The 20,395-nt window shown below is 50.6% G+C and carries 16 protein-coding genes; 11 read left to right on the plus strand and 5 right to left on the minus strand.

Translation table 11 applies throughout. The features are described 5' to 3' along the window. A partial coding sequence (locus BLU99_RS12350) for a hypothetical protein (protein ID WP_218128549.1) occupies nt 1-359 on the plus strand: 359 nt, incomplete at its 5' end. 63 nt (nt 360-422) lie between these two features. On the opposite strand, the gene BLU99_RS11925 is transcribed toward BLU99_RS12350, so the two are convergent. The 3 genes from BLU99_RS11925 to BLU99_RS11935 form a co-directional block, all read right to left on the minus strand. After that, the gene (locus BLU99_RS11925) at nt 423-1,208 is read right to left on the minus strand and encodes a LytR/AlgR family response regulator transcription factor (RefSeq protein ID WP_091902393.1); all 786 of its coding nucleotides are present in this window, start codon (nt 1,206-1,208) and stop codon (nt 423-425) included. Then, a complete protein-coding gene (locus tag BLU99_RS11930) occupies nt 1,205-2,260 on the minus strand; it encodes a sensor histidine kinase (protein ID WP_091902395.1) in 1,056 nt (351 codons plus the stop codon). Before BLU99_RS11930 ends, BLU99_RS11925 begins: the two co-directional genes overlap by 4 nt. A gap of 95 nt (nt 2,261-2,355) precedes the next feature. After that, nucleotides 2,356-4,836 (minus strand): TonB-dependent receptor, encoded by a 2,481-nt coding sequence (locus tag BLU99_RS11935; protein WP_091902397.1) that lies wholly within the window; start codon nt 4,834-4,836, stop codon nt 2,356-2,358. A gap of 328 nt (nt 4,837-5,164) precedes the next feature. Here BLU99_RS11935 and BLU99_RS11940 point away from each other — a divergent pair, with 328 nt between their 5' ends. The 3 genes from BLU99_RS11940 (at nt 5,165) to BLU99_RS11950 (ending at nt 8,121) form a co-directional block, all read left to right on the plus strand. Next, on the plus strand, nt 5,165-6,220 hold the full coding sequence (locus BLU99_RS11940; protein WP_255397566.1) for a sensor histidine kinase: 1,056 nt from the start codon (nt 5,165-5,167) through the stop codon (nt 6,218-6,220). After that, nucleotides 6,217-6,927, plus strand: a complete 711-nt coding sequence (locus tag BLU99_RS11945) for a LytR/AlgR family response regulator transcription factor (RefSeq protein WP_091902399.1) — start codon at nt 6,217-6,219, stop codon at nt 6,925-6,927. The genes BLU99_RS11940 and BLU99_RS11945 overlap by 4 nt, the downstream gene beginning before the upstream one ends. 192 nt (nt 6,928-7,119) lie before the next feature. Next, nucleotides 7,120-8,121 (plus strand): class II fructose-bisphosphate aldolase, encoded by a 1,002-nt coding sequence (locus BLU99_RS11950; RefSeq protein ID WP_091902402.1) that lies wholly within the window; start codon nt 7,120-7,122, stop codon nt 8,119-8,121. A gap of 83 nt (nt 8,122-8,204) precedes the next feature. Here BLU99_RS11950 and BLU99_RS11955 read toward each other — a convergent pair whose 3' ends face one another. Both BLU99_RS11955 and BLU99_RS11960 read right to left on the minus strand, forming a co-directional pair. Further along, nucleotides 8,205-9,311, minus strand: coding sequence for a DUF4831 family protein (locus BLU99_RS11955; RefSeq protein ID WP_091902404.1), 1,107 nt, complete (start codon nt 9,309-9,311; stop codon nt 8,205-8,207). 4 nt (nt 9,312-9,315) lie between these two features. Continuing rightward, nucleotides 9,316-10,827 carry an NAD(P)H-hydrate dehydratase gene (locus tag BLU99_RS11960; RefSeq protein WP_091902407.1) on the minus strand — a complete coding sequence of 504 codons (1,512 nt, stop codon included), beginning with the start codon at nt 10,825-10,827 and terminating at the stop codon, nt 9,316-9,318. Nucleotides 10,828-10,984: 157 nt separating this feature from the next. Here BLU99_RS11960 and hpt point away from each other — a divergent pair, with 157 nt between their 5' ends. The 7 genes from hpt to BLU99_RS11995 all read left to right on the plus strand — a co-directional run bounded on the left by hpt (nt 10,985) and on the right by BLU99_RS11995 (nt 20,279). After that, on the plus strand, nt 10,985-11,521 hold the full coding sequence (hpt, locus tag BLU99_RS11965; protein ID WP_091902454.1) for a hypoxanthine phosphoribosyltransferase: 537 nt from the start codon (nt 10,985-10,987) through the stop codon (nt 11,519-11,521). Nucleotides 11,522-11,541: 20 nt separating this feature from the next. Continuing rightward, nucleotides 11,542-12,114, plus strand: a complete 573-nt coding sequence (locus BLU99_RS11970) for an adenylate kinase (RefSeq protein WP_091902409.1) — start codon at nt 11,542-11,544, stop codon at nt 12,112-12,114. Beyond that, a complete protein-coding gene (gene obgE, locus BLU99_RS11975; RefSeq protein WP_091902411.1) occupies nt 12,104-13,276 on the plus strand; it encodes a GTPase ObgE in 1,173 nt (390 codons plus the stop codon). The genes BLU99_RS11970 and obgE overlap by 11 nt, the downstream gene beginning before the upstream one ends. Next, nucleotides 13,251-14,090: a peptidoglycan editing factor PgeF gene (pgeF, locus tag BLU99_RS11980; RefSeq protein WP_091902413.1), complete on the plus strand. Its 840-nt coding sequence runs from the start codon at nt 13,251-13,253 to the stop codon at nt 14,088-14,090. Before obgE ends, pgeF begins: the two co-directional genes overlap by 26 nt. 141 nt (nt 14,091-14,231) lie before the next feature. Further along, nucleotides 14,232-17,594: a TonB-dependent receptor gene (locus BLU99_RS11985; protein WP_091902415.1), complete on the plus strand. Its 3,363-nt coding sequence runs from the start codon at nt 14,232-14,234 to the stop codon at nt 17,592-17,594. Between the two features lie 27 nt (nt 17,595-17,621). Next, complete coding sequence (locus BLU99_RS11990; RefSeq protein ID WP_091902418.1) at nt 17,622-19,208, plus strand: BACON domain-containing protein; 1,587 nt, start codon at nt 17,622-17,624, stop codon at nt 19,206-19,208. A 3-nt stretch (nt 19,209-19,211) separates the two neighbouring features. Continuing rightward, nucleotides 19,212-20,279, plus strand: a complete 1,068-nt coding sequence (locus BLU99_RS11995; RefSeq protein WP_091902420.1) for an endonuclease — start codon at nt 19,212-19,214, stop codon at nt 20,277-20,279. Nucleotides 20,280-20,395: the final 116 nt, after the last annotated feature.

A 20,395-nucleotide genomic window follows, 5' to 3' on the forward strand; every position in this document is an offset into this window, starting at 1 on the left:
ATAGAGTAGAATTGATAGCTGGCGATAGCTGCCAGTATTGGTATTATGCGCATTTTGATCCTTATATCAAGACAAAATTCTACATGTACTTTGATCGTAAGGGGAAAATGTATACTCTCGCAGAAAGGTATGCCGACAAGAAATGCTATCTCTATGAGATAGATGATGTGGTAGTTACTCCGAGATGGTCTTTGGTGAATGATTCTGTAATTAAGATGGGTGACCTCAATTGGAAATTGAACATTGTGAATGATACATTCTTGATTGTAACATATGATGAATTTCATTGGGTAGACACGCTATACAAGGTAACGGATCCTCATTTGCTAAAGAAACTACGTGAGGTTCGAATTCCATAATAGTAAGAGAATCGTCCTTTTGTCGCATCAACCCGTCTTACATAAGTAACAGAGGACACCTTATTAAGCTGGATCGTTGGGACGCTTGTCGAAGAGGCGGGCCTGGAGATACTGGTTGAAGGTGTTGCGGAAGGCGTCGGTGACGCGGATAATCTCGTCGCCGATGTAGATGCAATCGTTACGGTCGACGCTGCGGATCTTGTCGAGGGCTACGATGTAGGAACGGTGGACACGCATGAAGCGTGACGGGGGCAGCATCTCCTCGACCGACTTCATGGTAAGGTGGGTGATGAGCGGCTTGCGATCGCCATCGAGGTAGAACATCACATAGTCTTTCAGACCGCTGACGTAGAGGATCTTGTCGAGGGCTACCTGACGGTATTCTCCGTCGACCTTCAGGAAGAGGGTGCCTCTTCCGACCTCCCCCATGAAGAGGGGCGTCTGTGGGGCGCTGATCTCACCAGACTCTTCTGGCCTTTGTGATGGTCGTGTGAGATACCACTCCCGGGCTTTCTCCACGGCGGCGATGAACTTGTTGTAGCGGATGGGCTTCAGCAGGAAGTCGAGCGCAAAGACCTCGTAGCTCTCAAAGGCATATTCCTTGAAGGCGGTGGTGAAGATGACACGGGTGCCTTCGGGCAGCATATGGGCCAGTTCCATGCCGTTGAGGTCGGGCATCTGGATATCGAGGAAGAGCAACTGGGGCTTCCGTTCCTTGATGGCGTTGATGGCCTCGACGGAGTCGGTGAAGCTACCGAGCAGCTCCAGGTCGGGGGTCTTGGCAACAAATGACTCTATCAGCTTGACGGCCAGTGGCTCGTCGTCGACAATCATACAACTTAGTTTCATGATATCTTTAATGTAATCTTGACGTGATAGATGTCGTCGTGAAGCGACTGTTCCCATTGGTAGTGGCCGGCATACATGAGGTCCAGTCGGCGACGGGTGTTCTCCAGTCCGATGCCCGAGCCGCTACGGTCGGCATCGTCTTTGGGGTAGTTGGTGTTGTCGCAGTTGAAGATGAGCTGGTTGCCCTCCTGAAGCAGACGGATGTCGATCTTTGAGAGACGGCTGCTGCTGACGCCGTGCTTGAAGGCGTTCTCGATGAGTGAGATGAAGAGCAGGGGGGCGATCTCCGTGTCCTGCTGGATATCGAACGAGGTGGTCACCTCGGTCTTCTCGTTGCAGCGTAGCTTCATCAGACAGATATAGTTGCGCATGAACTCCACCTCGCCCTGGATGGGCACGGTCTTCTTGTTGGTCTCGTACATGGCGTAGCGCAGCAGGTCGCTCAACTGGGCGATGGCATCCTGGGCCGCGTCGGGGTCGATCTGCGTCAGACTGGAGATGTTGTTCAGCGTGTTGAAGAGGAAGTGCGGGTTGATCTGGTTCTTCAACCAAGCCAGCTCGGCCTCGGTGTTCTTCGCCTTCTCGTCGCGCAACTGCTGCCGGATCTGATTGGTGCGGATGAAGTGACGGATGCCGATGGCGATGGCACCGATGGCGATGTCCATCAATAAGGCGATGAGGATACTCATGAGGAAGGCGCCCCATGCGGCATCCTGCGGTAGCCCGGGCACTATTTCTGGCAGGCGCTCCTTGAGCATGGTATAGCCAACGAAGAACCGGTTGTTGATCGCGACGAGCAGTAGGATGTTACACAGGGCGAACCACCAGAACTTGCGACGGAAGAACAGGTAAGGGCCGAAGATGTAGAAGTTGGCGAAGTAGACGATGAGAGGACCGTGGAACAATCCCCATGCCATGAAAAACGATGGTTTGGACGATGCGAGATCGTGTGTGCTGAGCAGGGTGGCCAAGGGCAAAGCGAGGATGACAATGCCCCATACCACCACTTGTGCCAGAAACAGCCAGAGGTCTTTTTTGCTTATTCTCTTCATACGACTGCAAATATAGGTATTTATTCTTAAACAACCAAATCTCTCCTGCATTATCTCGAATGCAGGAGAGAATGTGGGATGTGGTATATCTGTTATTATGGCATTGTCGTGGTGCCGTTGCCTGTGGTGCTACCGCCGCCGACGCTGTTGAGGAGCTCACCCTGAGACTGCTGCTCGATGAAGTCGTCCTGTACACGGTTGACATGCTGGTTGGCGCGCATCTTTGAGTTGCCGAAGGTGTAGCTCACAGTGAAGGTCACACCGGAGATGGGCACTTTGGCAATGGTGTAGCTGGTGAAGTTCTTGCCACGGCTCTCGGTATCGATGTTGATATTGCCGTTCTTATTGAGACCCAGACTGCCGCTGACACTCAGGTTGAGTTTGTCTTTCAGCAGCGACTTCGACAGACTTGTAGAGAGCAGGTTGAATCCGCCGGTCCAGCCCTGCAGGGTGTAGCTCTTGGTAGAGGTGATGGCGAACAGACTCAGCTTGATATCCAAGGGGAGCGTCTGCTGTAAGCCGACCATGGCGTTAGCTGTCCAACCGTTGTTGCTCTGTGCGAGTGCGTCGCTGCGCAGGTCGGTGTAGTTCAGACCGCCGTTGAAGAAGATTCGGGTGTCTTTGGCCAGCAGGTAGTTCACGTAACCGCTCAGACCTGTCTGGTGGCGCTTCACGACATTGCCGTAGGTGTTGTTGAGCAGGTTGTTCGTGTCGTAGAAGCTGTACTGTGAGATGGCGTTGTCTACAAAGTTGTGGTGCAGATTCAGGTTGATCATCAGCTTGGCGGTGAACATATTGTAGACCAATGAGATGTTATGGTTCTTCTCCACGTCGAGCTCCGGATTACCGTAGGTCAGGGCGATGGGGTCGGTCTTGTCGACGTATGGGTTCAGGTAGGTGATACCCGGGCGAGAGATACGCATGTTATAGGTCAGGCCGAGGTTGCTGCCCATACCGAGGTTATACTGCAGACTGGTTGTGGGAACGAGGCATCCGTAGTCCTTCTTGAAGTTCTCGCCATTGCCGAGGCGGTATGCCACATCCTGCCAGGTGTGCTCATAGCGGAGACCTGCCTTGAAGCCGATCTTGTTGAAGTTGGTGGCGTACTCGCCGTAGCCTGCGAGGATGGTGTTCTTGTACTCGTACTCAGAGCTGGAGCTGGGGTCATAGACATCCTTCAGGTAGTACTTGGCATCGGAGGTGGCGTCGTGGAACTGCAGCTTACTGCCGAAGCTCAGGGTCTGTCCTGTGCCGAGAGGCATGGTGTAGTCGACCTGGAAGATGTGGTTGGTGGTCTTGTCCTCGTTGTTCGAATAACGGTTCGTCAGGTCGATGAACTCGGAGGTGGTGCCGAAGTTATAAGTCATCTCCGTGGTGGCAGGACTGTAGTCCAACTGGTAGGTGAGGGCCAACGACTGGGTGTGCTCCTTGTTGAAGAAATGCTGGTAGTCGAGGCTGCCGCTGAATGAGGCGCGTGAGTTCTTCATGTCGGTGGTACCGCCGAAGCTGAAGTCATTGCCATAGCCGCCCATTAAGGTCAGGGCCGTGCCCTTGCTCTTCATGGTCAGGGTGTTCACTTGAGCTGTGAGGTTCAGTACACTTTTGTCGTCGATCTGGTAGCCCAGTGTCAGACTTCCCATGGTGACCGGTACTTTCACGTCGTTCTCGGTGGTCTGTATCTGAGAGGCCCCGTTATCCTGGATCTGTCTCGTCTCCGTGGTGGTATTGCCGGGCGTGACATAAGAGGTCATCACGTTGGTGCTGTAGGAGAGCTTACCCTGCTGTCCGCTCAGGAAAGCACCGGCACCCAACTGCCTGTTGCCGCCGTTGAGGCGGATGGTTCCGTTGTAGCCGTTCATGCTTTGGGCGGCCTGCGGGTCCATCTTGTTCATCACGATATTCAGAACGCCCGTAGCTCCTTCGGCATCGTACTTCGCACCGGGGTTGGTGAGCACCTCAATATTCTTCACGGCCGTGGCGGGCATGCTCTTGAACACCATCGAGGGGTTCGACGAGAACATGGCATTGGGCATGCCGTCGACATATACCTTAAAGGAGGAACTACCGTTGACGGAGATGTTATCCTGACCGTCGACCGTCACCATGGGCACCTTGCGGAGCATGTCGAGGACGGTGTTCGACTTCGAGTCCTCGTCTTCTGCCACGTTATAGCTCATCTTGTCGACATCCATCTTCACCAGTGGCTTCTGGGCGATGACCTCTACACCCTTCAGCATTGTGGCGTTCTCTTTCATATATAGGGTGCCGAGATCCAGTTCACCGCTGTTCTCAAGGGTGACGCTCTTCTGCAGGTCTTCCTTGCCGACACTGCTGAACACGATATCGAAATTACCCTTGCCCTTCACCTCCTGAGAGAACTGACCGTCCTCCTTGGTGAGGAACATGGCCACGGGCTTGTCCTTTTTACCTGCCTTGAACACGCGGACGGTGGCGAAAGGCTCGCTCTCGCCCAGGGTCTCATCCATCAATACGCCCTTGACGGTGGTCTGGGCCATCACTGTCGATGACATGGTCATCATCACTACTGCTGCAAAAAATGCTTTTAACTGTTTCATATTCTTATTTATTTAATCGTTTTTTTATGTCTTGACCAGCCTTCGGTTGCTGCCGTGGCTGGTTTGCGATGGCAAAGGTAATGTGATTGTCGTTTGGCTCAAAATGGATTTCGACGACTTTCGGGGATTTTTTCGACGAATTACGCCGAAGGCTTGTCCTTTCGGTCCAAAAGAGACATGTGAAGGACGGTTTGCAGGAATTTAACACTCGGATGAATTGTCGATGAATTGATGATTGTTATCTATTAACTGACATATTTTATTGATTTCGTTTGGCGATTACTGGCAAATAGTTTATTTTTGCATCTCGAGAGAGAAAGATATGTATATGAATAAGAAACTGAAAATCTTCCTGCATGTATCGTTCTGGGTAATGATGTTCCTTTCGCCATTGGCGATTATGCGAGGCCCTGGTGTGACACTACCCAAGTATCTGGTCAACTGTATGACATCGTTGCTCCCGATGCTGGTGTTTTATATTAATTTCCTATGGCTGACGCCAAAGTACTTCGTGGCGGGTAAGCATCGGTATCATCTGCTCATCAACTTTATCATGGTGGTGTGTCTTGGCTTCTTCCTCCATTACTGGATATGTCATGCCCATCTGCTGTTTACAAGCGTACCGCCAACCCGGCAATACTCGTTGGTCGAATCGATGTTGTATATCGTACGTGATATCACCAACCTGTCCATCTTCGCTGCGTGTGCCACCGCTTTCGTGCTTGCCATGCGTTGGCAGCAAAACGAGGACGCGATGCTGGAGGCTGACGCGGTGCGGGCTGAGGCGGAGTTGAAGAACCTGCGCTCACAGATCAATCCTCATTTCCTGCTGAACACATTGAATAATATCTATGCGCTGACGGCTTTTGACCAGAAAAGGGCACAGGAGGCTATCCAACAGTTGTCGAAGATGTTGCGTCACATGCTCTACGACAATCAGGAAGAGATGGTGTCGCTCGGCGACGAGATACAGTTCCTGGAGAACTATGTCAGTCTGATGAAGATACGACTGCCAGAGACCGTTGATGTACAGTTCGACAAGAAAGGGGCGAAGAATGATCTGCAGATTGTTCCCCTGATATTTATCTCTCTCGTGGAGAATGCCTTCAAGCATGGCATCAGTCCCACCAAGCCGAGCTTTGTGCATATCAGCATTACGACAGACGTCGAGTATCAGGGAAATCGTGGTATCAGGGATGTCGTGATCTGCAACATAGAAAATTCAAACTTTCCTAAAAACCATCAGGATCGCAGTGGTCATGGTATCGGACTGAACCAGGTACAGCGCCGTCTGGATCTTGCTTATCCTCATCGGTACACCTGGGAGAAGGGGGTGAATGCCGACGGGACTATTTACTCATCAAAAATCAGAATAGAAATATGATTATTACTTGTGCCATTATCGATGACGAGCCCCTGGCCGCCGGACTGCTGGAGAGCTATGTCGCCAAGACCCCGTATCTGAGTCTCAAGGGTACTTATAACAGTGCCATCCAGGCGATGAAAGACCTGCGTGACGATGCCGTGAATCTGCTGTTCCTCGACATCCAAATGCCGGAGCTGAGCGGCATTGAGTTCGCAAAGATCCTCCCCAAGGATACGAAGATTATCTTCACGACAGCCTTTCCACAGTATGCCATTGAGGGCTATAAGGTGAACGCACTGGACTATCTGTTGAAACCCATCTCGTATGAGGACTTCCTCAAGTCGACGGACAAGGCTCTGGCCTGGTTCTCTGCTTCGAAGAAACAGGATGTGTACCGTCGCGACCGTTTTATGTTTGTGAAGAGCGACTACAAGCTTCAGCGTATCCTGCTCGATGATATCCTCTATATCGAGGGCCTGAAGGATTATGTCAGATTCTATATGAGGAACGGTGACAAGGTGATGTCTCTGATGAGCATGAAGAAGTTGGATGAGTATCTTCCCAAACCGGAGTTCCTGCGTACGCACAGGTCGTTTATCGTGCACATGACCGAGACGCCTCAGGTGGACCGCTTCCGTATCGTCTTCGGTGATGTCTATATACCGGTCTCCGACAATTATAAGGAAGAAGTACAGGCTTATTTTGACCAACATACGCTGGTATAGTGCGTTTTTGATGACGAAGAATGCAAAGTGTGTTTTGCAAATACTCTGTCGTCCTGCTCCATGCGTGTAAAGAATTAGAAAAAAGGAAGCAAAAAGGGAAAATAATTGCGGATTATGAATACCTGATTATGAATTATTTCGTAACTTTGCGCTCGAAAATAAGAGATTTTTTCTAAATTTAATTATACGATTATGGTAAACTACAAGGATTTAGGTCTCGTTAATACGCGCGAGATGTTCAAGAAGGCAGTAGCTGGTGGCTATGCTATCCCTGCTTTCAACTTCAACACAATGGAGCAGATGCAGGCTATCGTTCAGGCTGCCGTTGAGACAAAGTCACCTGTGATCATGCAGGTTTCCAAGGGTGCCCGTAACTATGCCAACGCTACAATCCTCCGCTACATGGCTGAGGGTGCTGTGGCTTACGCTAAGGAGCTGGGTTGTGAAAAGCCCGAGATCGTGCTTCACCTCGACCATGGTGATAGCTTCGAGCTCTGTAAGGACTGTATCGACATGGGCTTCTCAAGCGTGATGATCGACGGTTCTTCACTGCCTTATGAGGACAACATCGCTCTGACCAAGAAGGTTGTTGACTATGCTCACAAGTACGACGTGACTGTTGAGGCTGAGCTCGGTGTGCTCGCCGGTGTTGAGGATGAGGTTGTGGCTGAGGAGTCTCACTACACCAAGCCTGAGGAGGTTATCGACTTCGCTACCCGTACTGGTTGCGACTCTCTCGCTATCTCTATCGGTACCTCTCACGGTGCTTACAAGTTCAAGCCCGAGCAGTGCACACGTGACCCGAAGACTGGTAAGCTCGTTCCCCCGCCACTCGCATTCGACGTGCTGGCTGAGATTGAGAAAAAGCTCCCTGGATTCCCCATCGTGCTCCATGGTTCTTCTTCAGTTCCTCAGGACGAGGTTGATACCATCAACAAGTTCGGTGGTAACCTGCCCGACGCTGTAGGTATCCCCGAGGAGCAGCTCCGTCAGGCTTCTAAGAGCGCTGTCTGCAAGATCAACATCGACTCAGACTCTCGTCTGGCTATGACCGCTGCTATCCGTCAGTATCTGGCTGAACATCCCGATCACTTCGATCCTCGCCAGTATCTGAAGCCTGCTCGTGAGAACATGAAGAAGATGTACATCCACAAGATTGTGAATGTGCTCGGTTCTGATGGCAAGCTCGGCTAATCAGCATTCTTGATAGAACGCATATAATTAAAAGCTCCGGATGCTTCAAGTATCCGGAGCTTTTTTATGGGGTGTAAGGATCATCACTTAGGTTGCTCTGCCTCGAGCTTCTCCACGGCTCCAGAGATAGGATGGAGCAGAAGGTGGGTCGTATAACGTTTGTTGAAGAGCGCACCACTCAGCAGTTCCACGTTACCGAACTGTCCGGCAGGGAACTCGTCGGTAACAAACGTCTTCTCCATGTCGGCAACCGTGGCGCGCAGACGACCAGGGATATTCACATAGATGCCTGGCACGGGCTTCGCGTTCTTTTTCGGGTCGACGGGCTCCGGCTTTGGAGCGGTACTGAGGTCTTCGATGCTGATGTAATAGGGCGCTCCGGATAGATCGTCGCTGTCAACCAGTCCGAGCTTCTGGGAAAAACGGAAAAGGATGTCTCGCGAGATGGTCTTGTCGGGGATGACCGTGAAGCAATACTCGGCAGTATCCTTGACGGTCGTTCCGGTGAACATACTTGTCAGGACACGGTCGTGCAACTCCAGTTGACTGAGCATCAGTCGCAACTGCTCTCCGTCTTTCGGCATGTAGTCGGCCTGTCCACGCACAAGTAGGTTGCGGCTCTCCCTGATCTCATAGATGTCCTGGGCTATCAGCTCTGCCATCTTAGCTGTGCTGCCTGCGGCAAGCATCTCCTCGCTGAGGTATTGATGAGGGGAGGGGAGTAGCTTCTGACCGCTGGTCTTTATCTGTTGACCATCTGCCGGTCTGTTGCCTGTGACTTTTTCCTCGGTATTAATGGCCCGTAGGATGCCGTCGTCGGACAGGACCACGTTACAGGCTGACGTGCGGGCATCGAATTTCACGGCATAGCGTTTGGTGGTGTCGGCTACGGCCACGGCCTCCTGACGGATGGCGGTGATACGGTAGCTGACAGACGACTCAGGTGACACGTCCTTGATGCGCAGATAGCGCTCAGAGTATCTGCAGAGGTCGCCTGGGGTGTAGATAGCTTTCTCAACCTGTACGGTAACCTTAACGGCTGTCTTGGGCAGGAAATAGACTGCCCCCTCGGTCGTTACGCCCGGCCGGTAATAGCTGGTGCTGGTCTGGGCAGATATGGGTGAGAAGGCAAGGAGACAAAGAGGAAGGATCCATCTTGTCTGATGTGTTCTATTCAGAATGTGAATCATGATGTCAGTCTCTTAGTTTCTTGAAAGCCTGTGGCAGATATTGGATCAGGTCACTGGCGATGACACTCTCTTCTCCGAGTTCTCGGGCGGCGATATCACCAGCCAGACCATGAAGGTACATGCCGACGACACAGGCGTCATCCTGCTTGTAGCCGCGTGCTAGCAGTCCTGTGATAATGCCTGTCAGCACGTCACCGCTACCGGCTGTCGCCATGCCGGCGTTGCCTGTGGAGTTAAACATGATATGCCCGTCGGGCAGACAGAGAGAGGTGTGATGACCTTTTAATAAGATATAGCCCTGCAGGCGTTCTGCCAGATCACGGGCTTTCATGAGGCGCTCAAAACTGTCGGTGCAACGGCCTTCCAGTCGGTCGAACTCCTTGGGGTGGGGAGTCATGATGATGCCCTTTGGCAACTGCTGCAGCCAAGCACGGTGGTTGGCTAGGATATTGATGGCGTCAGCGTCGGCTACGATCGGGCATTGTGTGCGGCGCAACTGAGCGATAATGGCGATGGCTGTCTGCTCGCTGGTGCCTAGACCAGGTCCGATACCCACAGCATTGAAGTCCTCCGTGTCAACAGCCTCGGAGAAGGTCGTTTCCTCACGGTCGAATTGGATGACAGCCTCTGGGACGCTGATCTGCATGATGATGTTATTGCGCTTGGGTGTGTGTGTCGTCACCTTACCGGCTCCCACACGCAGACAGGCCTTTGTGGCCAGTACAGAGGCACCGCCCATGCCGTAGCTGCCGGCGATGATCAGTGCATTGCCCATCTTTCCTTTGTGGGCAAACGGATCACGGCTTAAGAGTCGGGCACGGATATCGTTTTCTTCCAGAAGGGTGTAGTTGGCATCGATCTTCTCAATGCCTTCTCTGCTAAGCCGGATGTCGAGTACCTTCAGCTGACCGAGGAACTGCTGGTTCTCAGGAAACAGGAACGAGAGCTTCTGTTGCTGGAGGGTGAGGGTCAGGTCGGCCCGGATGATGTTCGCCCGGACGTTATATGTGTTGTCTTCGGTCATCAGTCCCGATGGGACATCGATGCTGACAACCTGTGCCGGGGAGGCGTTGATGTATTTGACCAGAGAGGCAAAGCCGCCGGCTAAAGGTTTGTTGAGCCCTGATCCGAAAAGACCGTCGACGACCAGCATACCTGCCTCCAACTGAGGCGGTTCAAACTCCTGGACGACCTCGATAAGTGCTTTGGCTTTTTTCTCTAGTAGTCTTTTCTTGTTGGTCGCACAGTCTTCAGAGAGATGACCGGAGATGTTGAACAGATAGGCCTTGACATCATAATTCTTGTCAAGAAGCAGTCGGGCAATAGCCAGTGCGTCGCCGCCGTTATTGCCTGGACCAGCAAAAATGATTACCGGAGTAGTGTTGTTCCAGTCGTCAGTGATAGCTTGAGTCAGGGTCTTCGCAGCCCTTTCCATCAGGTCGATAGACTTGACGGGCTCATTCTCTATCGTGTATTTGTCCAACTCGTGGATCTGGGCACTGGTGAATATCTTCATTCTTCTGGTTGATATCTTTGCTGCAAAGATAAGGAATAAACCTCAGATTATTCATATTCCATGGAAAAAAAAACTTTTTTTTATAAAAAACTGCATAATCTGTGCTATCTGCCGTTATTTTTTCGTAATTTTGCATCATCATTAAACAGTTCTGATGATGAGCATTGTAAAAATCAAGGACAAAACATTTAAGACTTCCATTACGGAAGAAGAGATTAAGAAGCAGGTGAAGGCTGTGGCACAGCAGATCAGTAAGGATATGGAAGGGAAAAACCCTCTTTTTCTCGCAGTGCTTAACGGCTCGTTTATCTTTGCCGCCGACTTGATGCGTGAGATGACTATCCCGTGTGAGATCTCGTTTGTAAAACTGGCTTCGTACCAAGGTACAACTTCAACGGGAAAGATCAAGGAGGTGATTGGTATCAATGAGGACCTGAGCGGTCGTACGGTGGTGATTGTGGAGGACATCGTGGAAAGCGGTCAGACCATGAAGCGTATGATCGAGTCGTTGGGTACGAGAAACCCAGCGTCGGTGCATATCTGTTCCTTGTTTTTCAAACCCGAGAAGTTGCAGACGGAACTGAATATCGACTACGTCGCCTTCCGGATTCCCGACGACTTTATCGTCGGTTATGGTCTCGACTACGACCAGCAGGGGCGTGAGCTCAGGGATGTCTATACGATTGTGGAATAACATAAAAAGCTAAATAATAGATGAAGAATATCGTAATTTTTGGTGCCCCGGGCTCTGGCAAGGGCACACAGAGTGATAAGATGATTGAGAAGTACGGTCTGAACCATATCTCTACGGGCGACGTGCTCCGTAGTGAGATCAAGAATGGTACAGAACTGGGTAAGACGGCCAAGGGCTATATCGATAATGGCCAGTTAATCCCCGATGACTTGATGGTTAGCATCTTGGCATCAGTATACGACAGTTTCGGTCGTGAGCACAAAGGGGTGATCTTCGATGGCTTCCCCCGTACGATACCACAGGCTGAGGCACTGAAGAAGATGCTTGATGAGCGTGGCGACAAGGTGGCTGCGATGATTGAGTTGGATGTGCCTGAGGAGGAACTGATGAAGCGTCTGATTCTGCGCGGTCAGCAGAGCGGTCGTGCTGATGATAACGAGGAGACTATCAAAAAGCGTCTTGTTGTCTATCGTAACCAGACGCTGCCGCTGATTGAGTGGTACAAGAACGAAGGCATCCACCATCACATCAATGGTCTTGGTGAGTTGGATCGTATTTTTGGTGACATCTGTGCAGTGATTGATGGAATCTAATTTCGTAGATTACGTAAAGATATATTGCCGTTCGGGAAAAGGCGGAAAAGGAAGCATGCACCTGAAGCATGTGAAGTACAACCCGAATGGTGGTCCCGACGGCGGAGACGGCGGTAAGGGAGGTAGTATCATCCTACGTGGTAATCATAACTACTGGACGTTACTGCACCTGAAATACGAACGTCATGTCTTCGCTGAGCACGGTGGTAATGGCGGTCGTGACAAGTGTCATGGCACCGACGGCAAGGACGTCTATATCGACGTGCCTTGCGGTACCGTGGTCTATAATGCTGAGACGGGAAAATATATCTGCGACGTTACCTACGACGGTCAGGAGGTGATACTTCTGAAAGGTGGTCGTGGCGGACTGGGTAACTTCCAGTTCCGTACAGCAACGAACCAGGCACCGCGCTATGCGCAGCCGGGAGAACCGATGCAGGAGATGACCATTATCCTGGAACTGAAGCTTTTGGCAGATGTCGGTCTGGTGGGCTTTCCGAATGCGGGTAAGTCAACTCTCGTGTCGGCTCTGTCGAATGCTCGTCCGAAGATCGCTAACTACCCGTTCACAACGATGGAACCCTCGCTGGGTATCGTCGGATACCGCGACGGTAAGTCGTTCGTGATGGCAGATATTCCTGGTATCATCGAAGGTGCCAGCGAGGGAAAAGGACTCGGTCTGCGCTTCCTGCGTCATATCGAGCGCAACTCCCTATTACTCTTCATGGTACCGGGCGATACAGACGACATCAAGAAAGAATATGAGATTCTGCTCAATGAACTGGCACAGTTCAATCCTGATATGCTCGACAAACATCGTGTACTGGCGGTGACTAAGTGCGATCTGCTTGATGAGGAACTGATCGAAATGCTTCGTGAGACCTTACCGGAGGATTTGCCAGTGGTGTTTATCTCGGCTGTGACGGGCTTCGGACTGGATGAGTTGAAAGACGTGCTCTGGCGCGAACTGAATGCTGAGAGCAATAAGTTGGCCGTTGCCATCTCGGAGGATACACTCGTTCATCGCGATAAGGATATGACACGCTTTGCTGAGGAGTTGGCCGACGAGGGCGAAGATGAGGATATCGTGTACCTTGATGAGGATGAGATAGAGGATCTCGACGATTTTGAGTACGATGACGACGAGGGCGACGAAGCCTAAACCCCAACTGCTTTTTTATGAAATAGCTGACGGCGTGACAGCCTTCAGTTCGATGCGTCATGGTGGCTATGGTCAGGGCAACTATGGCGAGTTCAACGTGAACGCATTTTGTGGTGACGTACCTCAGACGATTGCCATGAACCGCCAACTGCTCTGCGAGGAGTTGGGTATTACGGAAGACCGCCTGCTGATACCTCATCAGGTGCATGGCACGGAGGTCTGTCAGATACGTCAAGAGGATTTACAATCTGATGTAGGCGGGAATGCCGGGGCAATGGCCTGTCCGCCGGTGCTCGAAGGTGTTGATGCCGTGATGACGGATGTACGTGGTGTGTGTGTCGGTGTCTCTACGGCCGACTGCATACCTATTATTATATATGACCCTGAGCATCATGCGACTTGTGTGGTACATGCTGGTTGGCGGGGTACCGTCAAGCGTATCGTACGGAAAGCGGTGCTGATGATGACGGAGGTCTATCGGTCTTGTCCGACACAGATGAGGGCTGTCATCGGACCGGGCATCTCTTTTGACAATTTCGAGGTTGGAGATGAGGTGTATGATCAGTTTGAGACGGCCGCCTTCCCGATGGAGCATATCAGCCGACGACTGCCGGCAATGGATGGCAGTCTCGTGAAGAAATGGCACATAGACCTCTGGGCATGCAACCGTCTGCAGTTGCAGGCGGAAGGCGTTCTGCCAGAGCATATAGAGGTGGCGGGCATTTGCACCTACGACAGTCACGACGATTTCTTTTCCGCCCGACGGCTGGGTATCGCGTCGGGGCGAATTCTGACTGGCGTGGTACTCAGATAAGCTATCTCAAGTTATTTCACTAATTTTAAAAAAAGTTGCCGTTTTATAACATTAAATCGGATAATTTCGCTATATTTGCAGCGCAAAAAATATAATAGGTTTGTAACCTACTGATTAATTAATTAAAACATTCTTAGATTTATGCAGAAAAGATTTCTCTTTCTGGTGGCTATGATGTTAACGTTGTCGTTGACTATTATGGCGCAAATCACAACATCAAGTATGGCTGGAAAGGTGACGCTCGACGATGCCAACGGCGAGGATGTCATCGGTGCTACAGTTGTGGCAGTACACGAACCTTCCGGTACTCGTTACACGGCAGTGACCAACACCTCCGGTCGCTTCTCTATCCAGGGTATGCGTACGGGTGGTCCTTATGAGGTGACTGTTTCTTACATCGGTTTCCAGTCAAAGACGCTGAAGGGTATCACCCTGCAGTTGGCTGAGACCTATAACCTTTCAGTATGGCTCTCTGAGGACGCCAACGAACTGGCAGAGGTAGTGGTAAGCGGTAAGGCTTCGAAGTTTGCTGCCGAGAAGACCGGTGCTGCTACGAACATTAACAGCACACAGATTGCAAACCTCCCGACGGTGAACCGTTCTATTACCGATGTTACTCGTCTGTCTCCTTACGGCGGTAACGGCATGAGCTTCGCTGGTAGTGACGGTCGTAATGCCAACTTCACCGTTGATGGTGCTAACTTCAATAACAACTTCGGTCTCTCCGACAAGTTGCCTGGTGGTGGCAACCCGATCTCTATCGATGCCATCGAAGAGTTGCAGGTGGTGATCTCCCCGTATGATGTTCGTCAGACCAACTTCATCGGTGGTGGCGTGAACGCTATCACGAAGTCTGGTACGAACACCTTCAAAGGTAGTGCTTATATCTATCACCAGAATGAGAATCTGCGTGGTGACGCTGTCAAGCGCCAGCAGATACTGAATGCTCGTGAGAAGGACCAGAAGACTACCTATGGCTTCACGCTCGGTGGTCCGATCATCAAGAATAAACTGTTCTTCTTCGTCAATGGTGAGATGATCAAGATTCCTACCGTGGTGAATCGTTGGAGAGGTTCTGAGGACGGCGTTTCTGATCCCGACCGTTATATCTCTCGTACCACGAACAAGGATCTGGAGGCTGTCTCTAAGTACATGGCCAGCAAGTACGGCTATGATACTGGTAGTTGGACTGCCTTCCCTGCTGATGAGAGCAACTACAAGCTGATGGCCCGTCTGGACTGGAACATCAACGATAAGCACAAGGTGGCTCTGCGTTATAACTACACGAAGAACAATATCTGGAATTCACCTAACGCTACTTCTATGGATGGTGGTACACGTATGGTCAGCTCTCGTATGTCTCCTATCTCCATGTCGTTTGCCAACTCCATGTACTCGATGGAGAACCTGGTACACTCATGGTCACTCGACCTGAACAGCCGTCTGACGGAGAACCTCTCCAACCAGTTCCTGGCTACCATCTCTAAGCTCGACGACGTACGTGGTACTAACTCTTCCGAGTTCCCCTTCATTGATATTACACGTGACGGTGATAACTACATGGCACTCGGTTATGAGTTGTTCACATGGAACAACGCCGTTCATAACACCATTTGGAACATCAAGGATGATGTGACCTACTATATGGGCACGCATAAGATTATGGCCGGTGTGACCTTCGAGCATCAGATGGCCGACAACCAGTATATGCGTAATGGTTCTGGTTACTATCGTTACAACCTGACCGATGATATGTATGTTGGTGGTGTCGTTGATCCTGCTGCTCTGTTCAATAGCACACCAGAGATCTTCTGTCTGACCTACGGTTACGATGGTGAGGCTAAGCCTGCTGCTCGTGTACAGTTCAACCGCCCGGGTGTTTATGCTCAGGATGAGTGGAACGTCACGGACAAGTTCAAACTGACCTACGGTCTGCGTATCGACGGTCTGTTCTTCAACAACAGTGACTTGCTGACCAACAATGCGATTAAAGTACTCGATTATAATGGTAGTCACATCGATACAGGTAAGTGGCCTAAGAATAGCATCACCTTCTCACCTCGTCTCGGTTTCACCTATGATGTGTTTGGTGACAAGAGCTTGAAGGTGCGTGGTGGTACCGGTCTCTTCTCTGGTCGTCTGCCGCTTGTGTTCTTCACGAATATGCCTACCAACGGTGGTCTCGTGCAGTATCAGGCTCAGTTGAACGGCAAGACAATGGTATGGGATGGAAAGACCAATGCTCCTGCAAAGGGTTATGCAAACTATTCTGGCGCCTATACGACAGATGATAAGACTGGTAACCGTTATATCGACATGACCCAGTTCGCTGGCGGTCCGATGACCGATGTCAGCGAGATGATTGCCAGGTTGCAGGCTCTTGGTTATCCTACAACCGTTTCTCCTGAGGATGGTACCGTTCCTTCTGCTATCAACGGTGTTGATCCTAAGTTCAAGATGCCGCAGGTATGGAAGACCTCTTTGGCTTTTGACTATCAGATTCCTGTTAACTTCCCGTTCACGGTGACTGTTGAGGGTATCTACAACAAGACCATCAATGCGGCTTCTATCTCTGACTGGAGTATCCCCAATGTCGGTGGTTTCTCTCGTTTCAATGGTATCGACAGCCGTCCCATCTATCCTGCAGGCTTCCGTACTGGTACCAAGGCTTTCGTGCTTGAGAACACCAGCCGTGGTTACGGATGGAGCGCTAACATCACTTTGAACGCACAGCCTACTGAGTGGATTTCTCTGATGGCTGCTTATACTCACACTGTATCTAAGGAGGTGACCGGTATGCCGGGTTCTGCTGCTGAGTCTGCCTTCACATATGTTCCTACGATTGAGGGTCCGAACAACATTAAACTGCATAACTCTCAGTATGTAACACCTGATCGTATTGTGGCTGATGCTACGATCCACGATAAGAGCGGCAACCACTATAGCTTCGTCTATGAGGCATGGCGCGGTGGTTACAACTACTCTTACATGATGGTCAATGATATGAACAGCGACGGTTACAACTACGATGCACTTTATATTCCGACCGACGCTCAGGTGGAGAAGGGCGAATTCCGTTTCGTATCTGCTGATGATGCTAAGCGTTTCATGGACTATGTTCATAAGGACGACTATCTGAAGAACCATCAGGGTGAGTATGCCGAGGCTTATAGCCTTTACTCTCCTTGGGTACACCGTGTGGACTTTGCTTACAAGCACGACTTCAAGGTGAACGTTGGTAAGACTTCACATGCCCTGCAGTTGACATTCGATATCAAGAACGTTCTGAACCTCTTCAACTCTTCATGGGGTGTTGCCAAGTATCTGAATACTGAGATTGGTACAGATCCGCGTATCCTGAAGTACGAGGGTGTCGATGCAGATGGTTATGCTACCTTCTCTACACCTTCTGTGATCAACGGCAATACGAAGACATGGTCACCGAACTACTCACTTGGTCAGTGCTGGTATGCTTCTATTGGTATCAAGTACATCTTCAATTAATAGTATAAAAGTAAAAATCTAAAGAATATGAAACTTAGATATTTCATTCCGTCTCTTCTGGCAGTGGTGGCTTCAGTGTTTACTGGCTGCTCTGAAGACTATGATCCTACATATCTCGATCAGATTCAGGTGTCACAGTCGTATGTTGCTCTCAATACCAATGGCGGATCAACAAATATCACCCTCACGGCAAAGGGAGCTTGGCAGTTCGAGAAAGTCATCAAGGTGACAACGAAGGATGCTGAAGGAAAAGACGTGGTCTCATACGTTGAGACACCTGCCTGGCTGCAGGTAAGTCAGTTGTCAGGAAATGCTGGTGAGACGACTCTGACATTCAGTGCAGAGGCTGGCGAGGGTCGCAACTGCGAACTGAAGGTCTCTTGTAATGGTCAGACCCAGATCATCAACATTATCCAGGGTGTTGCAACAGTCTCTACCGCTACTTGTGCAGAGGTAATCGCCGGACCGGAATCCAAGACCTATCGTGTGACCGGTGTTGTGACAAAGATTGCCAATACGACCTATGGTAACTGGTATCTGAAAGATGCTACCGGTGAGGTATATATCTATGGTACGCTTGATAAGAAGGGTGCAGAGAAGAACTTCCTCAGCCTCGGTATTGAGGTGGGTGACGAGGTTACCGTGGAAGGTCCGAAGCAGCTCTATAATGGCACTGTAGAACTGGTGAACGTCACCGTTGTAAACATCAACAAGTCACTGATCAAGGTCGACTCACTGAGCGTTGCTGGTGAGAAGGTGGCTGCCGTAGCTCTGCCTCTCGAGGGTGGTGAGGTGACGGCTCACGTCACTTGCAAGGGTGATGGTATCAATGCCGAGATTCCTCAGGACGCCAAAGACTGGCTCTTCATCTCAGCTGTGACTTCTAACACCATCACGTTCCGTGCCCTGCCTAATACCGCAGGCGACCGTAGTACGACCGTGACCCTTAAGACCTATAAGGATGGTAGGGAGTACACCTCACAGTTCGCTGTCGCTCAGGCTGGTGCTATCATCGATGCTACCGTGGCTGAGTTCCTCGCCGCTGAGGTGGGAGATACCCAGTATCGTCTGGAGGGTGTTGTCACTGCTGTCTACGATAGAGACAACCAGGGAAAGAGCTTCTATATCAAGGACTATACCGGTGAAACACTGGTTTACCGTGCTGAGGGTTTCCTCGACAGCGGTATCAAGGTGGGCGACGTGGTGACCGTTCTTGGTAAGCGTGGCGCTTATAAGGATAGTCCGCAGATGGTCAATGGTTCTTGTGTCCTGAAGCATGCCGTGAAGGCTGTCACCATCGCTGAGTTCCTGACCATGCCTGACGACAAGAACGTCTACTACATGGTGACTGGTAAGATCAGTTCACTCCTTGGCAGCAATGGTAAGGAGAACGATTATGGTAATCTCTATATCACCGACGGTACCAACGAACTCTATGTCTATGGTACCTATGCCGGATGGAATGCTCAGGGTGATGACCGTAAGTTCTTCATCGCCGACAACGGCCTGAAGGTAGGCGACGAGATCACCATCATCGGCTACAAGGATACTTACAAGGAGCTCGTAGAACTGTGTCAGGGTGTCTGCTTCTCGTTCAAGAAGGCTGGAGAATAATTTATGAAAAAATATGTATTACTGGTGATGTCATTATTGACATCACCAGTTGTTTTCTCACAAGGGCCGAACGATACTGGTGCCTACTACCAGGCGGCCGACGGTAAGAAGGGCTCGGAACTGAAGACGGCGCTCTTCCAGATTATCAGTCCGCATACCATACAGTCGTATACACCTGGCGTATGGAATGCCATCAACTCTTACGACCTTCGCGAAGATGGGAAGATATGGGAGATTTATTCCGGTATTTCCAATTTCACCCCTGTGACGGATCAAGACAAGGGTGAGGATATCGATGACGAGGGTGTGGTGTATAATCGTGAGCATGCGATGCCAAAGAGTTGGTTTAATGAGAGCACCCAGAAAAACAACACCACCGAGGTGTATCCGATGTATACCGACCTGCATCATCTGTTTCCGACCGACCGTTCGGTAAACTCCATACGCTCTAATTATCCTTATGGTGAGGTAGGCGAGAACATCACGAAACAGTCGGAGGGCGGCTTCTCTAAGTTCGGACGTTGTGTCGACAGTCTTGGTTACAAGATATCCGGGCAGAACGGTCGTGTCTTCGAACCCAATGATGAGTACAAGGGTGACCTGGCCCGCGTTTATTTCTATATGGCCACCTGCTATGAGTCGTACAAGAATGAGAAAGGTGTTACCCGCAGTCCAAAAGACTGGGATAAGAGTGATAAGACGATGCTCGATGGAAGCGTCTTTCCTTTCTTTAAGGGATGGGCTCTGAAGATGCTCCTTCGTTGGGCGCAGCAGGATCCTGTCAGCGAGAAGGAGATCCGTCGCAACGAGGGTATCTATGCCATCCAGAAGAACCGTAACCCCTTTGTCGACTATCCAGGACTGGAGCAGTATATATGGGGTTCGGCCACCGATGTTGCTTTCAGCTACGACAACTATCAGTCTGTTGTCACCGGCATCTCTGTGCTACATCGTGAGGTGGCACCGGTGGAAAACAATCATATCTATGATCTCAGTGGCCGACGTGTCGATGGCCATCGACTGAAGAAAGGCCTCTATATCCGCAATAAACGTAAGATTGTCGTGAGATAAACAGAACGAGCCGTCGCCTTCGTATGAGGACGACGGCTCGTTGTTTTTGTGTTCGCAAACAAAAACGGACTTTTTCTTGCAGGAGTGAAAATAAATGATTACTTTTGCAGCGTCAA

The sequence above is a fragment of the Prevotella sp. lc2012 genome (assembly GCF_900107065.1).
GTDB lineage: Bacteria > Bacteroidota > Bacteroidia > Bacteroidales > Bacteroidaceae > Prevotella.

Bases quoted from the DNA above. Each gene is read 5' to 3' on its own strand.
- BLU99_RS11925 (WP_091902393.1), bottom strand. From the start codon at position 1,208: ATGAAACTAAGTTGTATGATTGTCGACGACGAGCCACTGGCCGTCAAG.
- BLU99_RS11930 (WP_091902395.1), bottom strand. From the start codon at position 2,260: ATGAAGAGAATAAGCAAAAAAGACCTCTGGCTGTTTCTGGCACAAGTG.
- BLU99_RS11935 (WP_091902397.1), bottom strand. From the start codon at position 4,836: ATGAAACAGTTAAAAGCATTTTTTGCAGCAGTAGTGATGATGACCATG.
- BLU99_RS11940 (WP_255397566.1), top strand. From the start codon at position 5,165: ATGAATAAGAAACTGAAAATCTTCCTGCATGTATCGTTCTGGGTAATG.
- BLU99_RS11945 (WP_091902399.1), top strand. From the start codon at position 6,217: ATGATTATTACTTGTGCCATTATCGATGACGAGCCCCTGGCCGCCGGA.
- BLU99_RS11950 (WP_091902402.1), top strand. From the start codon at position 7,120: ATGGTAAACTACAAGGATTTAGGTCTCGTTAATACGCGCGAGATGTTC.
- BLU99_RS11955 (WP_091902404.1), bottom strand. From the start codon at position 9,311: ATGATTCACATTCTGAATAGAACACATCAGACAAGATGGATCCTTCCT.
- BLU99_RS11960 (WP_091902407.1), bottom strand. From the start codon at position 10,827: ATGAAGATATTCACCAGTGCCCAGATCCACGAGTTGGACAAATACACG.
- hpt (WP_091902454.1), top strand. From the start codon at position 10,985: ATGAGCATTGTAAAAATCAAGGACAAAACATTTAAGACTTCCATTACG.
- BLU99_RS11970 (WP_091902409.1), top strand. From the start codon at position 11,542: ATGAAGAATATCGTAATTTTTGGTGCCCCGGGCTCTGGCAAGGGCACA.
- obgE (WP_091902411.1), top strand. From the start codon at position 12,104: ATGGAATCTAATTTCGTAGATTACGTAAAGATATATTGCCGTTCGGGA.
- pgeF (WP_091902413.1), top strand. From the start codon at position 13,251: ATGACGACGAGGGCGACGAAGCCTAAACCCCAACTGCTTTTTTATGAA.
- BLU99_RS11985 (WP_091902415.1), top strand. From the start codon at position 14,232: ATGCAGAAAAGATTTCTCTTTCTGGTGGCTATGATGTTAACGTTGTCG.
- BLU99_RS11990 (WP_091902418.1), top strand. From the start codon at position 17,622: ATGAAACTTAGATATTTCATTCCGTCTCTTCTGGCAGTGGTGGCTTCA.
- BLU99_RS11995 (WP_091902420.1), top strand. From the start codon at position 19,212: ATGAAAAAATATGTATTACTGGTGATGTCATTATTGACATCACCAGTT.